Genomic DNA, 13547 nt, shown 5'->3' with positions numbered 1-13547 from the left:
GCCGATGGCTGCCACCGCCAGCCCGGACCCGACCCTGGCACGCACGCTGGCCGGCAGCAGCTTTCGTCGTGCCGACACCCTGCGCGACGAGCGCGGTGCAGAGCCGGGCCACAACTTAGAGCGATTCTTGCGCAGCCTTTCAGGTTGGCTGCCACCGGCCCGTGAGGGCAGCAGAAACATCGCGTCGTTCAACAAGGCGATCGTCGATTCGGCGGCCAGGCTGCGCGAGCTGCCCGACGAGGAGATCGCTCAGCGCTTTCGTTCAGAGCTGCAGGCCATGAAGGCATCCGGAGCCGGGCTGCGAAATTCTCCGCGTGTGGTGGCGGTGTTCGCCTGCATCGGTGAAGCGAGCCGGCGCGCGCTGGGCATGTGGCCGCATCCGGTGCAGTTCACGGGAGCCTGCGTGCTGCTGAGCGGTTGCCTGGCCGAGATGCAGACGGGCGAGGGCAAGACGCTGGTGGCTGGCTTGGCCGCAACAGCCATGGCGGGCTCGGGCGCGGTCGTGCATGTGATCAGCACCAACGACTATCTTGCAAGGCGCGACTATGAAGAGATGCGGCCTCTCTTCGAGTTCTTCGGCATGACCGGAGCGTGCATTCAGGGCGAAATGGAACCCGACGAGCGGCGTGGCGCTTACCGGCATTCGATCTGCTACGTGAGCGGCAAGGAACTCGTCTTCGACTACATGAAAGACCGACTGGCAGGGCACGGCACCATGCCCACGCGCGTTGCACAGGTGAGGCAGCTGTGGACATCAGGTTCTGCAGCGGACAGCAATGGCGAACCGCTGATCCCCGCGCTGCACTTCGCCATCGTCGACGAAGCCGACAGCGTGCTGATCGACGAGGCGCGCACACCCATGATCATCTCGCGCGAGGCGCCAGGCCTCTACGAACCGGAGCTTCTGCAATGGGCCATCGCCGCCGCCAGGAGTTTGCTGCAGGGGCAGCACTTCCGCCTCGTCGGGGCGCGCGAGCTCGAACTCCTGCCGGGTGCGCTCGAGGCCTGCCCATCCTTGCCGGAGAACATCCGCCCGGTATGGCGTTCGACGCAATGGCGCACGTTGCTGCTGCGCCAGGCTTTGACCGCTGTCCATCTGTTCCTCAAGGATCAGCACTACATCCTTTCTGAGAACAAGGTGCAGATCGTCGACGAATCCACCGGCCGCGTCATGCCTGACCGATCCTGGGAGCAAGGCCTGCACCAGTTGATCGAGGTGAAAGAAGGCGTGGAAATCACACAGGGCCGCGAAACGATGGCCCGCATGACCTTCCAGCGATTCTTTCGTCGCTACTTCCTGCTGGCGGGGCTGACAGGCACCGGCGCCGAGGCGTCGCGGGAGCTGTGGTCCGTCTACCGGCTCAAGGTGCGGCGCATTCCGCCCAACCGGGCCAGCCAGCGGGTTCGCCTGGCCGATCGATGCGTGGCCAGCAGCGCAGAGAAATGGCGCCTCGTGGCGGAAGACGCGTGTGCCGCGGCCGCCCGGGGCCAACCCGTGCTGGTGGGGACGCGCAGCGTGGAGGCGTCGGAGCAGGTCGGGGCGGAACTCGCGCGACGCGGCGTAGAGCACGTGGTTCTCAATGCGCGGCAGGACGCCGACGAAGCCGGGATCGTGCGAGAAGCCGGCCAGCCCGGGCGCATTACCGTGGCGACCAACATGGCGGGGCGCGGCACCGACATCAAGCTGAAGGCGCAGGCACGTGCGGCCGGCGGCCTGCATGTGATCCTGTCCGAATTCCACGAGTCGCCGCGCGTCGACCGTCAGCTGTTCGGGCGCAGCGGTCGACAGGGAGAGGCAGGGTCCGTCTGCGCCGTGATTTGTTCTGAAGACCCCCTGTTCGCGTCGCTGCCCGCATGGTGGCGACGAGCCATGAGTTGGCGCACCGGAAGCTTGCAGCGCCAAGCGGTGCGCCTGGCTGTCCTCTGGTCGCAATCGCAAGCCGAGCGCCGCGCCTACAAGGGCCGGATGCAGACCTTGCGACAGGATCGCGAACTCAATCGATTGATCGGATTTGCTGGGAGCGGGATATGAGTGTCATGAGTTTTGCCATACGTTTTCTGAGCCTGTCGTGCTTCGTACTTGCGTGCATGCAAGCGCAGGCCGCCCCGGCTGAGTTCGACTGCATGATCGAGCCTGCCCAGACCGTCGAGCTGCGCAGTCCGGTGGCAGGCATCCTGCAACAGGTACATGCTCGGCGAGGCCAGCCGGTGCGCAAGGGCGATGTGCTTGTGACGATCGAATCCGGTGTGGAGCGCAGCGCGACGGATACGGCCCGGTTTCGCGCACAGGCGCAAGGCGCATTGCTGACGGCACGGCACAAGGTGGCGGCAACAAGGGAAAAGGCACGGCGAATGGATGAACTGCTCCAGGAGGAGTTCGTTTCCGTCCAGGCGCGCGACGATGCCCGTGCCGAGATGCAGCTGGCCGAATCGGAACTCGCAAGCGCCCAGGAAAACAGCCAGCTGGCGAAACTGGAGCACCGCCAATCGCTGGAGCAGTTGAATCGGCGTGTGCTGCGCAGCCCGTTCGACGGCGTGGTGGTCGACCAGTACCTCCATCCCGGCTCGATGGTCGACGGGGGAGAGGGAAAGAAGCCGATCCTCAAGCTCGCGCAGACCCAGCCCCTGGTGGTTCAGGCCATCTTGCCCTTTGGGCTGTTTCCGGAAGTCCATCCAGACGATGCCGCGACGATCGTGCCGGAGAAGCCGTTCTCGCGCGAGATCGGCGTGCGCATCAAGACCGTGGATCGTGTGATCGATTCGGCTGCGGGAACATTCGGCGTCCTCGCAGAGCTGGACAACACGAAGCAGGCGTTGCCTGGGGGCATTCGCTGCAGGCTACGCCTGGGAGCAGGCAAGAACTCGTCGTGAGGCGGCGGTGGAGCCGGCCCGGCCTCAGTGCTGCAGGATCTTCGAAAGAAACTGCCGCGCCCGATCCGACCGCCCGTCAGGGTTGCCGAAGAACTCATCCTTCGCGCAGTCTTCGACGATGCGGCCGCGGTCCATGAAGATCACGCGGTTCGCCACCTTGCGGGCGAAGCCCATCTCATGGGTGACGCACATCATGGTCATGCCTTCGCGGGCGAGTTCGACCATTACGTCGAGCACCTCGTTGACCATCTCGGGGTCGAGCGCGGAGGTGGGCTCGTCGAAGAGCATGGCGACGGGGTTCATCGCCAGCGCGCGGGCGATGGCCACGCGCTGCTGCTGGCCGCCGGAGAGCTGGCTCGGGAACTTGTGCGCATGGGCGCGCATGCCCACGCGCTGCAGCAGCGCCATCGATGCGGTGCGGGCCTCCGAGGCCGAGCGCCTGAGCACCTTGACTTGCGCGATGGAGAGGTTGTCCTCGATCGAGAGGTGCGGAAACAGCTCGAAGTGCTGGAACACCATGCCCACGCGGGCGCGCAGCTTGTTGAGGTCGGTCTTCGGGTCGCCCACCGACACGCCGTCGATGGTGATGCGGCCGCGCTGGAAGGGTTCCAGCGCGTTGACGCACTTGATGAGGGTGGACTTGCCCGAGCCCGAAGGCCCGCAGACCACCACGACCTCGCCCTTGCGGACCTGGGTGGTGCAGTCGGTGAGTACCTGGAAGGCGCCGTAGCTCTTGTCGACGTGGCTGATTTCGATCATGTCGTGTCCCGGTGAGATGAAATTCAGCGCGCGAGCAGCCGGTGCAGGGTATTGGCGACCACGCGCGTGGCCTTGCGCAGTTCGTCCAGCGGCACGCGCTCGTCGGCGCGGTGGCCGTTGGCTTCGAGCAGCGACTCGGGGCCGGCGCCGTACATCACGGTGGGAATGCCGGCCTCGCTGTAGAGGCGCGCGTCGGTGTACAGCGGCACGCCGATCGGCGTGACCGGCTTGCCCATGACTTCGCTGGCCTCGCGGCACACGAGCGCGGCGAACTCGTCGGCGCCGGGTGCGGGCGCGAAGGGGCGGGCCAGCAGGATCTGGCGGATCTCCACCGAGATGCCGGGCAGCGGCCGGCAGGCCGACTCGATCACCTCGCGCAGCTCGGCCTCGACGGCCTCGGGCGATTCCTCGGGCACGATGCGCCGGTCGATGCGCAGGCTCAGCACGTCGGACACCACGTTGGTGTTGATGCCGCCGTCGATGAGGCCCACGACCATCGTGGGATGGGTGATGCCGGGCGTGCGCGATGGGCGGCCGGCGAGGCTGTCGCGATAGCGGTAGAGCGCGGGCAGCAGGGTGGCCGCGGCTTCGATCGCGTCGTGGCCGGTGTCCGGCCGCGCGGCATGCGCCGAGGTGCCGCGCACGACGACTTCGAGGTGCAGGCAGCCGTTGTGCGCCACGACGACGTGGTGCGAGAACGCGGCGGAGAGCACGAAGTCGGGCTTGCTCAGGCCCTTGGAGAGGATCCAGCCGGGTCCCGTCATGCCGCCGGTTTCCTCGTCGTAGGTCAGGTGCAGCTCGACGCTGCCGGCCAGCGGCGTACCCGAGGCCGCGAGATGCTTGAGCGCGCGCATCGCGAAGGCGTAGGTGGTGAAGTCCGACTTCGACACGGCGGCGCCGCGCCCGTAGAGCCAGCCGTCGCGTACCTCGCCGCCGTAGGGGTCGACGCTCCAGCCTGCGCCGGGCGGCACCACGTCGCCGTGCGCGTTGAGCGCCACCACCGGGCCGTCGCCGAAGCGCTCGCGCACGATCAGGTTGGTCACGCTGCGCATGCCGTGCGCAGCCGCGAACTCGGCCGGCACCTCGTGGCGCTCCACGGTGAAGCCCATGGCCTCGAGCAGCCGGGCGGTGAGCTCGGCGTGCGGGGCGCAGTCGCCCGGCGGGTTGTCGGACGGGCAGCGCACGAGTTCTGCGAGCGTGCGGACCTGCTCGTCGAAGTGCGCGTCGATGTAGTCGCGCAGCGTGTCGCGCGGGGATGCGTTTTCGGTCATGGCGGTCAGAGGAAGCGGTCGATGAGGAAGGGACTGATGTCGATGTCGGTGCGGCCGCGCACGATGAGGTCGGTGACCAGCCGCGCGGTGACGGGGGCGAGCGTGTAGCCGTTGGAAGTGACGGCGTTGTAGAAGCCGGGGCGGCCGGGCACTTCGCCGAGGATGGGTGCGCCGTCGATGTTCACGTTCATGCCGGCCCAGCAGCGCACCATGTGCAGCCCGCGCACGGCCGGCAGCACGTGGCCGGCCACCCAGAGATTGCCTTCGATGCTCTCGCGCTCGGCGCGGTTCAGGCGCATGCCTTCGTTGAAGGCCGCCGTCCAGCCGCCACCGACGATGAGGCCGCCGCTGGCGGCCTGCTTCAGGCTCAGGTGCCGGTCGGCATGCGCAACGAGGTGGTTGACCAGCGGCGGCGCGGGCTCGGTCACGATCATCTGCAGCGGCGCGCCCTTGACGGGGATGTCGATGCCCAGCATGCGGCCGACGGCGCTCGACCAGGCACCGCTCGCGTTCACGACGCGCCCGGCGTGGATGCTGCCGCGCGAGGTGCGCACGATGAAGCCGGCGCCTTCGCCCGGCAGCGCCTCGATGGACTGCACATCGCAGCCGCGCAGCATGCGCGCACCCTGCTGCTGCGCGCGCCGGGCGACGGCGTAGGTGGCGCGCAGCGGGTTGATCTTGCCTTCCATGGGGCAGAGCTCGGCGCCCAGCAGCTGCCCGGAGAGCGCGGGCGAGAGTCGCCGCAGCTCGGCGCCGTCGATCACCTGCGCGTCGATGCCGTGGCTGCGCTCCAGCGCGGCCTTGGCTTCGAGAAAACGCATGCCGGCTTCGCTGTCGGCCACCATGAGGCCGCCGGTGATCTTGATCTCGAGGTCCTCCCCGCAGTCGGCCTCGATCTCCTGCCAGAGGCGCACCGACATCGGCCCGAGCGGCAGCGTGGCCGCGGCCGGGCCACCGCCTTCCTGCGCCTTGGCACCGAAGTCGAACGAAAGAAGCTGCACGTGCAGGCTGCCGGCGTTGGCACCCGAGGCCTGCAGGTTGATGTCGTCGCGGTCGACCACCGTCACGTCCTGGCCGGCCTTCGACAGGTAGTAGCCGAGGCAGGAGCCGAGCACGCCGGCGCCGATCACCAGCACGTCGGTGCGCAGCGTGCCATCGAAGGGCGCCTGTTCCACCGGCCTCGCGAGGTTGGGCGTGATGGCGGGCTTGTGGCCGCCCCACTCGGGTTTCTCGAAGCCGAGCGCGCCGGCCGGCACCGGCTTGGCGGGCGGACGCGGGGCGAAGTACTGCTCGACCTGCGGCGGCCGGCCGGTCATCTCGGTGAGCAGACGGCCTGCAGTGACGCCGCAGTAGCGCGCCTGGCAGCGTCCCATGCCGAGGCGAGTGTTGCGCTTGAGCGCGGCCAACGTGTCGCTGCCGGCGCGGATCTGCTCGCGTACCGAGCCGAAGGTGATTTCCTCGCAACGGCACAGCAGGGTTTCGTCTGGCACCGCCGCGAGGGTGACGGGCGGCGGCGCGTAGATCGACCACAGCGCCTGCTGGAAGCATTCGGCGCGATGCAGTTTTTCAGCGGCCTCGTCGGGCTCGGGGGCGTTCAGGCCGAGGTTGCGTGCGACTGCAGCGCCAGCCAGCGTGCCGCGCGCGAGCGCGACACGGGAGCCACCGAGGTCGGCGCCGTCGCCCACCACGTACACGCCGGGCAGGCTGGTGGCGCCGTCTTCCTGGGTGACGGTTGCCAGATAGCCAAGATGGCGGGGCGCGAGGCGGTGCTCGCAGCCCAGCATGCGCGCGAGTTCGGTGGAGGGAATGAAGCCGTAGCCGAGGCAGAGCGTGTCTGCTTCGAGGCGGCGTTCCGTCGCGGGCATGGCCTGGCCCTGGGCGTCGATCCGGGCGATCTGCACTGCGTGCAAGCCGGTGGAGCCTTCGGCGGAGACGACGGCGTGCTTCCACAGCACGGGCACCTTGCGGGCGCGCAGTTTTCGCAGATAGCGCCAGCCGTCGAGCAACAGGTCGGGGGCCGTGCGCGCCGCAGTCAGCAGATGGCGCCATTGCTTCGGCGAGGGGCGCGAGGCCGACTCCAGCACGGCGACGACTTCGGCGCCGCCGGCGAGGAGCTCGGCGGCGAGCTGCAGGTTGAGCGGTCCGTTGCCCGCGATCACCACGCGGCGGCCAGGCGCCACGCGATAGGCGCGAGCGAGCGTCTGGCCGGCGCCGGTGGTCATCACGCCGGGGAGGGTCCAGCCGGGGAAAGGCACGGGGCGCTCGTAGGCGCCGGGGGCGATGACGAGTTGCCGGCAGCTGATCACGCAAGCGCGACCGTCGATGAGCGCGGCGACTTCGTGTGCAGAGAAGGCCGCCCAGACCTGCGCGCCCTGGGCGATGGCGACGCCGGCAGCGCGGACATCGTTTTCCAGCGCGAGGCCCTGCGCGAACTGGCGGTCGGCCGGGGAGGGCGCCGCATGCGAAGGCGCGAGCGGCTTGTAGAACTGGCCGCCGGGCTGGGGGCGCTCGTCGAGCACCAGCACGTCGGCGCCGGCGCGGCGCGCGGCGAGCGCGGCGGAAAGGCCAGCCGGACCCGCGCCGACGACAAGCACGTCGACCTGCCGGCGCTCGGGCTCGGCGCCGGGCTGGGGGGTGAGCGGCTGCAGCGGATCGTCGGGCGTGCCGGCGGGCTGGGTCGAACGCACCTGCTGTCCGTCGGCCACTTTGGTCAGGCAGGCGCGCTGGCTGGCCTGGCCGTCGACGGTGACGAGGCAGTCGAAGCATGCGCCCATGCCGCAATAGAGACCCCGGCGCTTGCCGCCCCGGGTGTGGCGCATCGCCTTGATGCCGCCGGCCGCCAGCGCCGCGGCGATGGTCTCGCCTTCCAGGCCCTCGACGGGCTGGCCGTCGTACCAGAAGCGCACGGGGCGCCCGGCCGGGGTGATGGAAGGGTGGATCAGTCTGGCGCTCATGGTCAGTGCGATGGAAGAACGTCAACTTACGGTTGACGCGCTAAATTGTATACGTATACTCGACGTATACATATACCGAATCGCCCGAATTTTCCCCTAAGGACTGCCCATGACAGCGTTCCGCGGCACCTATACGGTGCTCATCACCCCCATGACCGCCGACGGCAAGCACGTGGACGTGCCTGCGCTGAAGAAGCTGGTCGACTGGCAAATCGAGGAAGGCATCCACGGGCTGATCCCCCTGGGGAGCACCGGTGAGTTCCTCTCGCTGACGCCCGACGAGCGCCAGCTGGTGATCGAAACCTGCGTGAGCACTGCTGCAAAACGCGTGCCGGTATTGATCGGCACCGGCGCGGAGTGGACCGACGAGTGCGTGCGGCTGAGCCGCGAGGCCGAGAGCATGGGCGCCGACGGCGTCATGATCATTCCGCCCTTCTACAGCACGCCCACCGACGACGAGCTGTTCGAGCACTACCGCAAGGTGGGCGAGGCGATCGGCATTCCCATCATGGTCTACAACAACCCGGCCACCGCCAACGTCGACCTCAAGCCCGAGCTGGTGGCGCGCCTCTCGCGCATCGACAACTGCAAGTACATCAAGGAGTCGACGCTCGAGGTCACCCGCGTGCGCGACATCATCGAGTTGTGCGGCGACCGCATGACCGTGTTCGCGGGCATCCTCGGCTACGAGTCGTTCTGGCTCGGCGCACAGGGCTGGGTGGCCGTGTGCTCCAACCTCATTCCGAAGATGTCGGCGCGCCTTTTCGAGCTGGTGGCCGACGAGCGCGACATGCCCGCGGCACTCGAGCTCTACAAAAAGATGCTGCCGATCGTGCGCTGGGTCGGCGGCCATCGCTACGTCGCGGCCTCCAAGGACGGCCTGTCGATGATGGGCCTGCCCGTCGGCAAGCCCCGCGCGCCGCGCCTGCCGCTGCCCGATGCCGATGCGGCCGACCTGCGCCGCGAACTCGCGCGCCTCGAACTGCTGGACTCGATCCGCACCTGACGCGGCCAGCCCCGTTCCGCTTTCCCTTTCCCACCTCGTCGCCTCGATCCCTTCCTCAAGGACCACACCATGAAACTGCTCCCCGCTCTCGCGTCGGCAACGGCACTCTTCATCTCCTGCGCTGGCGCCGCGAACGCGCAGCAGGCCTGCAAGTCGCCGGTGCCCGACTCGGCCCTCGTCAAGAAGGGCACGCTGACCATGTCGGTCAACCCGACGCTGCCGCCGATGCAGTTCGTCGACCAGTCCGGCGCGCTCAAGGGCATGCGCGTGGAGCTGGGCGAGCAGATCGCCAAGCGCCTGTGCCTCACGCCCGAGTACGTGCGCATCGAGTTCTCGGCCATGATCCCCGGCCTGCAGGCCGGCCGCTGGGACGTGATCAACACCGGCATCTTCTTCACCGAGGAGCGCGCCAAGCTGATGCAGATGCTGGTCTACGAAGACCAGGCCATCAGCATCAGCGCCGCCAAGGGCAACCCGCTGAAGATCGCCAAGCCGGAAGACCTCTCGGGCAAGAGCATCGGCGTGGAGATCGGCGGCTTCGAGGAACGCAAGGCGCGCGAGCTCGACAAGCAGCTCACCGACAAGGGCATGAAGGGCATGACCATCCGCACCTTCGAGAACTTCGCGATGGCCTTCCAGGCGCTGCGCGCGGGGCAGGTGGAGGTGGCGCTGTCCATCGACTCGACCGGGGCCGAATACCAGAAGCGCGGCGACTTCGAGCGCGTGCTCAACGGCCTGTTCCCCACGCCGGTGGCGCTGGCCGCGCGCAACAAGGAGCTGGCCGCCGCGATGGCCAAGGTCATGAACGACATGAAGGCCGACGGCAGCTTCCAGAAGCTGTTCGACCAGTACGGCGTCAAGGCCGCCGACGGCGCCGTGACGGTCAAGGGCCCGGCGAGCTGAGGGCGCGCCGCCGTCCGCATCGCCATAGAGCAAGCAAGCGAAGGAACTTCCATGGGACAAGGCTGGAGCTGGTCGGGCTTCTTCGACTACCTGTTCAATCCGTACATCCTCAGCGGCGCGGTGACCACGCTGTGGCTCACGCTCGCGGCGATCGCGGGCGGGCTGGTGGTGGGCTGCGCGCTGGCCCTGGCCCGCCTGTCCAGCCACCGCTGGCTGTCGGCGCCGGCGCACTTCTACATCTGGGTGTTCCGCGGCACGCCGCTGCTGGTGCAGCTCATCATCATCTTCACCGGGCTGCCGCAGCTGGGGCTGAAGCTATCGGTGATCGAGTCGGCGCTGCTGGGGCTGATCCTCAACGAGGCGGCCTACCTTGCGGAGATCGTGCGCGGCGGCATCCAGTCGATCCCCGCCGGACAGACCAACGCCGCGCGCGCCGTCGGCTTCAGCAGCGCGCAGACCATGCGCTACATCGTGCTGCCGCAGGCCATGCGCCTGATCGTGCCCACGCTGGGCAACAGCATCAACGGGCTGCTCAAGACCACGTCGATCACCTCGGTGATCTCGATGGAGGAGCTGCTGCGCCGCACGCAGGTGCTGATCCAGGAGAAGTTCATGGTGCTGGAGCTCTTCATCGTCGCGGCCATCTACTACCTGCTCATGACCACCGCCTGGGACTTCATCCAGCGCCGCATCGAGCGCCACTACGGCCGCGCCTACGGCAGTGCCGCCGATGCGCCGGTCGTGCCCGCGGAGCCCGCGCTCGAGCAGCGCTAGAAGGAACCCGAGCCCATGAACACCTACGACCTGATCCTGCGCAACGCGGACATCGCCACCGCCGGCGACCGCTACACCGCCGACATCGGCGTGCGCGACGGGCGCATCTGCGCCATCGCGCAGGGGCTCGACGCCAGCGCCGCGCGCGAGATCGACGCGCGCGGCCGGCTGGTCACGCCCGGCGGCGTCGACGGCCACTGCCACTTCGACCAGCCCACCAGCGACGGCTCGCGCTTCGCCGACGATTTCCTCTCCGGCACGCGCTCGGCGGCCTGCGGCGGCACCACCACCGTGCTGCCCTTCGCCGCGCAGCAGAAGGGCCGCAGCGTGCAGGAGGCGGTGGACGACTACCACCGCCGCGCCGAGGGCAAGGCGGTGATCGACTACGCCTTCCACCTCATCGTGGCCGACGCCACGCGCGACGTGACGCAGCGCGAGCTGCCCGCCCTGATCGAGAAGGGCTACACCTCCTTCAAGATCTACATGACCTACGACGACCTGAAGCTGGACGACCGCCAGATCATCGAGGTGCTGGCCACCGCGCGCCGCCACGGCGCGATGACGATGATCCACGCCGAGAACAGCGACTGCATCGCCTGGCTCACCGAGCAGCTGCTCGACGCGGGCCTCACCGCGCCGCGCTACCACTCCAGCTCGCGGCCGATGGCGGTGGAGCGCGAGGCGACGCACCGCGCCATCGCGCTGGCGGAACTGGTCGACACGCCGATCCTGATCGTCCACGTCTCGGGCCGCGAGGCGGTCGAGCAGATCCACTGGGCGCGCGGGCGCGGGCTGCCCATCCATGCCGAGACCTGCCCGCAGTACCTGTTCCTGAGCGCCGAGGACCTGGGCATCGACCCCGACGACCCGATGCACGGCGCGCGCTGCATCTGCAGCCCGCCGCCGCGCGACAAGGCGAACCAGCAGTTCATCTGGAACGGCCTGTCGAGCGGGCTCTTCACCATCTTCTCGTCTGACCATGCGCCCTTCAACATGAGCGGCAGCGACGGCAAGCGCGTGGCCGGCGACAACGCCTCCTTCGACCGCATCCCCAACGGCATTCCCGGCGTCGAAACCCGCCTGCCGCTGCTCATGAGCGAAGGCGTGCTCAAGGGGCGCATCGACATCCACCGCTTCGTCGAGCTCACCGCCACCAACCCGGCGCGCCTGTACGGCCTGTACCCGCGCAAGGGCACCATCGCCGTGGGCAGCGACGCCGACTTCGTGGTGTGGGACATGTTCCCCGAAGGCCAGGAGAAGCTGCTCGCCAACGACATGCTCCACCACGACGCCGACTACACGCCCTACGAGGGCATGCGCCTGCGCGCCTGGCCGGGCCTGACCGTCTCGCGCGGGCGCATCGTGTGGCAGGACGGCGTGTTCCAGGCCGAGCCCGGCTCCGGCCAGTTCCTGCCGTGCCTGCGTCCTCGTGCGCCCAACGACGGCAATCCGCTGGACAAGTGGCTCTGAAAGAATGGCTCTGAGCGCGCCTGGCCGCCCCTGCTAAGCTCACCCGCCCTCGTGGCTTTCGCCCATCCCCGCATGCCCAGCCTTCCCAGCCCCACGCAGCCCGCCACCATCACGATCGCTCCGCTGGAGGTGCGCTCCGCCAGCCTGGCCGAACAGGCCTACGACCGGCTGCGCACCCTGATCCTCGATCGGCAGATCTCGGCCGGCAGCCCGCTGCAGGAGGCGCGGCTGGCGGAAGACCTGCGCATCTCGCGCACGCCCATGCGCGAAGCGCTGGTGCGGCTGGCGGGCGAAGGGCTTCTGGTGCGACGCGACGCGCGCTCCTACGCCGTGCGTGCGCTCGGCACCAAGGAGTACTTCGACTGCATGCGCGCGCGCGAAGTCATCGAGTGCGAGGCCATCGCGCTGGCGGTGGGCAAGATCACCGACGCCGAGATCGATGCCCTGGAGGCCGACATCGCCACGCTGGGCGGCGGCGAGCACAGCGAAACCGAGCACTGGCACTTCGACGACCGCTTCCACCTGCTGATCGCCAAGGCCAGCGGCAACGTCGTGTTCCCCCGGCTGGTGGAGGAGCTTCGCGTCAACGCACGGCTCTTCCGCCTGCACAGCCCGCTGCACAGGCATTCGGAGAACCACGACGAGCACGGCGAAATCATCAGCGCCCTGCGCGCGCGCGACGCCGAACGCGCGCGCGTGGCCATGCGCGACCACCTGCGCAGCCTGCAGGAAGACGTCAAGCGCGCGCTGATCGAGTAGCCGGATAGCGACGGGCGCGCGCAGCTTCGTCGATCAATCGCCCTCGAGCTGCGTCTCCAGCTTCTTCGCGACGCCGCTGTAGTGCCGCGCCGAGGCCGCGTTCTTCTGTCCGGCATAGTGCGCGCTGACAGCGCGCGCCGCGCGCAGCGCCGTCTCGAAGCCGTCGTGCCGCTCCTGCCATTCGGTGTCGCGCGTGCCGATGTCGCCCCGCACGAACCTGCCCACCTGGAAACCGCCATCGAGGTCGACGGTGCCGATCACCGGAACGCCTTCGCGCAGTTCGCCGTAGAACGCGTGGCCCGCGGTGGTGCCGACGCGCGTGCGGAGCATGCCGAGGCCGGCGGCCTTGCCGCCGGAGCAGGCGCCAATCCAGTAGGTCGGTGCCGTGCCCAGCGAGGAGGGCGCCACGAAGCGGCATCCCGTAGCGGGGTCCTGCGACCACTTCATGCCGCCGCCGCTTTCCTGCCCGACCGCCAGCATCGGTGCCGATGAGAGGACCAGCGCCACGAGCATGGCGGCACCCGGTCCGGTACCTGGAGAACTCTTCTTCTTGCGCGAAATGCGGCATTCCAGTTGCATGACATCGTTCCTGTAGAAGCCCGTTGGCCGACCCGCCTGCGGTAAGTGGCGGCCCCGAACAGCCGGGGATTCTCCTATGGCTGCGGGCGTCCGGCACCTCTTCCGGCCGCGCAAGGTGCCGGCCACGGAATTCGGGCCGGTCCATTTAAAAACTGCCAACGAATTCATTAATAAAAAGGCCTCGGGCATTGCCGGAGGCCT

General features: G+C 68.6%; 11 protein-coding genes. 7 read left to right on the top strand and 4 right to left on the bottom strand.

What is annotated here, in order from left to right; genetic code table 11:
- Positions 1-4 precede the first annotated feature (4 nt).
- The gene (locus ACAM57_RS32040) at positions 5-2032 is read left to right on the top strand and encodes a DEAD/DEAH box helicase (protein ID WP_369660232.1); all 2028 of its coding nucleotides are present in this window, start codon (positions 5-7) and stop codon (positions 2030-2032) included.
- Positions 2033-2037: 5 nt separating this feature from the next.
- On the top strand, positions 2038-2871 hold the full coding sequence (locus tag ACAM57_RS32035; protein WP_369660231.1) for an efflux RND transporter periplasmic adaptor subunit: 834 nt from the start codon (positions 2038-2040) through the stop codon (positions 2869-2871).
- 24 nt (positions 2872-2895) lie between these two features.
- Here ACAM57_RS32035 and ACAM57_RS32030 read toward each other — a convergent pair whose 3' ends face one another.
- Genes ACAM57_RS32030 through ACAM57_RS32020 form a run of 3 tightly spaced genes read right to left on the bottom strand, consistent with a single transcriptional unit; the run spans position 2896 to position 7855 of the window.
- A complete protein-coding gene (locus ACAM57_RS32030; protein ID WP_369660230.1) occupies positions 2896-3630 on the bottom strand; it encodes an amino acid ABC transporter ATP-binding protein in 735 nt (244 codons plus the stop codon).
- A gap of 23 nt (positions 3631-3653) precedes the next feature.
- The gene (locus ACAM57_RS32025) at positions 3654-4901 is read right to left on the bottom strand and encodes a M20/M25/M40 family metallo-hydrolase (RefSeq protein WP_369660229.1); all 1248 of its coding nucleotides are present in this window, start codon (positions 4899-4901) and stop codon (positions 3654-3656) included.
- A gap of 5 nt (positions 4902-4906) precedes the next feature.
- Entirely contained in the window at positions 4907-7855 is a 2949-nt protein-coding gene (locus ACAM57_RS32020; RefSeq protein ID WP_369660228.1) for an FAD-dependent oxidoreductase, read from the bottom strand.
- A 109-nt stretch (positions 7856-7964) separates the two neighbouring features.
- Between ACAM57_RS32020 and ACAM57_RS32015 the strand changes: the two genes are divergently transcribed.
- The 5 genes from ACAM57_RS32015 to ACAM57_RS31995 all read left to right on the top strand — a co-directional run bounded on the left by ACAM57_RS32015 (position 7965) and on the right by ACAM57_RS31995 (position 12767).
- Positions 7965-8861, top strand: coding sequence for a dihydrodipicolinate synthase family protein (locus tag ACAM57_RS32015; protein WP_369660227.1), 897 nt, complete (start codon positions 7965-7967; stop codon positions 8859-8861).
- Between the two features lie 69 nt (positions 8862-8930).
- The gene (locus ACAM57_RS32010; protein WP_369660226.1) at positions 8931-9764 is read left to right on the top strand and encodes an ABC transporter substrate-binding protein; all 834 of its coding nucleotides are present in this window, start codon (positions 8931-8933) and stop codon (positions 9762-9764) included.
- A gap of 51 nt (positions 9765-9815) precedes the next feature.
- Entirely contained in the window at positions 9816-10538 is a 723-nt protein-coding gene (locus tag ACAM57_RS32005; RefSeq protein ID WP_126020829.1) for an amino acid ABC transporter permease, read from the top strand.
- A 15-nt stretch (positions 10539-10553) separates the two neighbouring features.
- Entirely contained in the window at positions 10554-12008 is a 1455-nt protein-coding gene (hydA, locus tag ACAM57_RS32000; protein WP_369660225.1) for a dihydropyrimidinase, read from the top strand.
- A 72-nt stretch (positions 12009-12080) separates the two neighbouring features.
- Complete coding sequence (locus ACAM57_RS31995) at positions 12081-12767, top strand: GntR family transcriptional regulator (protein ID WP_126020825.1); 687 nt, start codon at positions 12081-12083, stop codon at positions 12765-12767.
- A 33-nt stretch (positions 12768-12800) separates the two neighbouring features.
- Here the strand turns inward: ACAM57_RS31995 and ACAM57_RS31990 are convergent, their stop codons facing one another.
- Positions 12801-13346, bottom strand: a complete 546-nt coding sequence (locus ACAM57_RS31990; RefSeq protein WP_184639116.1) for a hypothetical protein — start codon at positions 13344-13346, stop codon at positions 12801-12803.
- Positions 13347-13547: the final 201 nt, after the last annotated feature.

It is taken from the genome of Variovorax sp. V15, from assembly GCF_041154425.1.
Taxonomy (GTDB): domain Bacteria; phylum Pseudomonadota; class Gammaproteobacteria; order Burkholderiales; family Burkholderiaceae_C; genus Variovorax; species Variovorax guangxiensis.
Note: the sequence above shows the minus strand (reverse complement) of the source record. Positions and strands in the feature narration are given on the sequence as shown.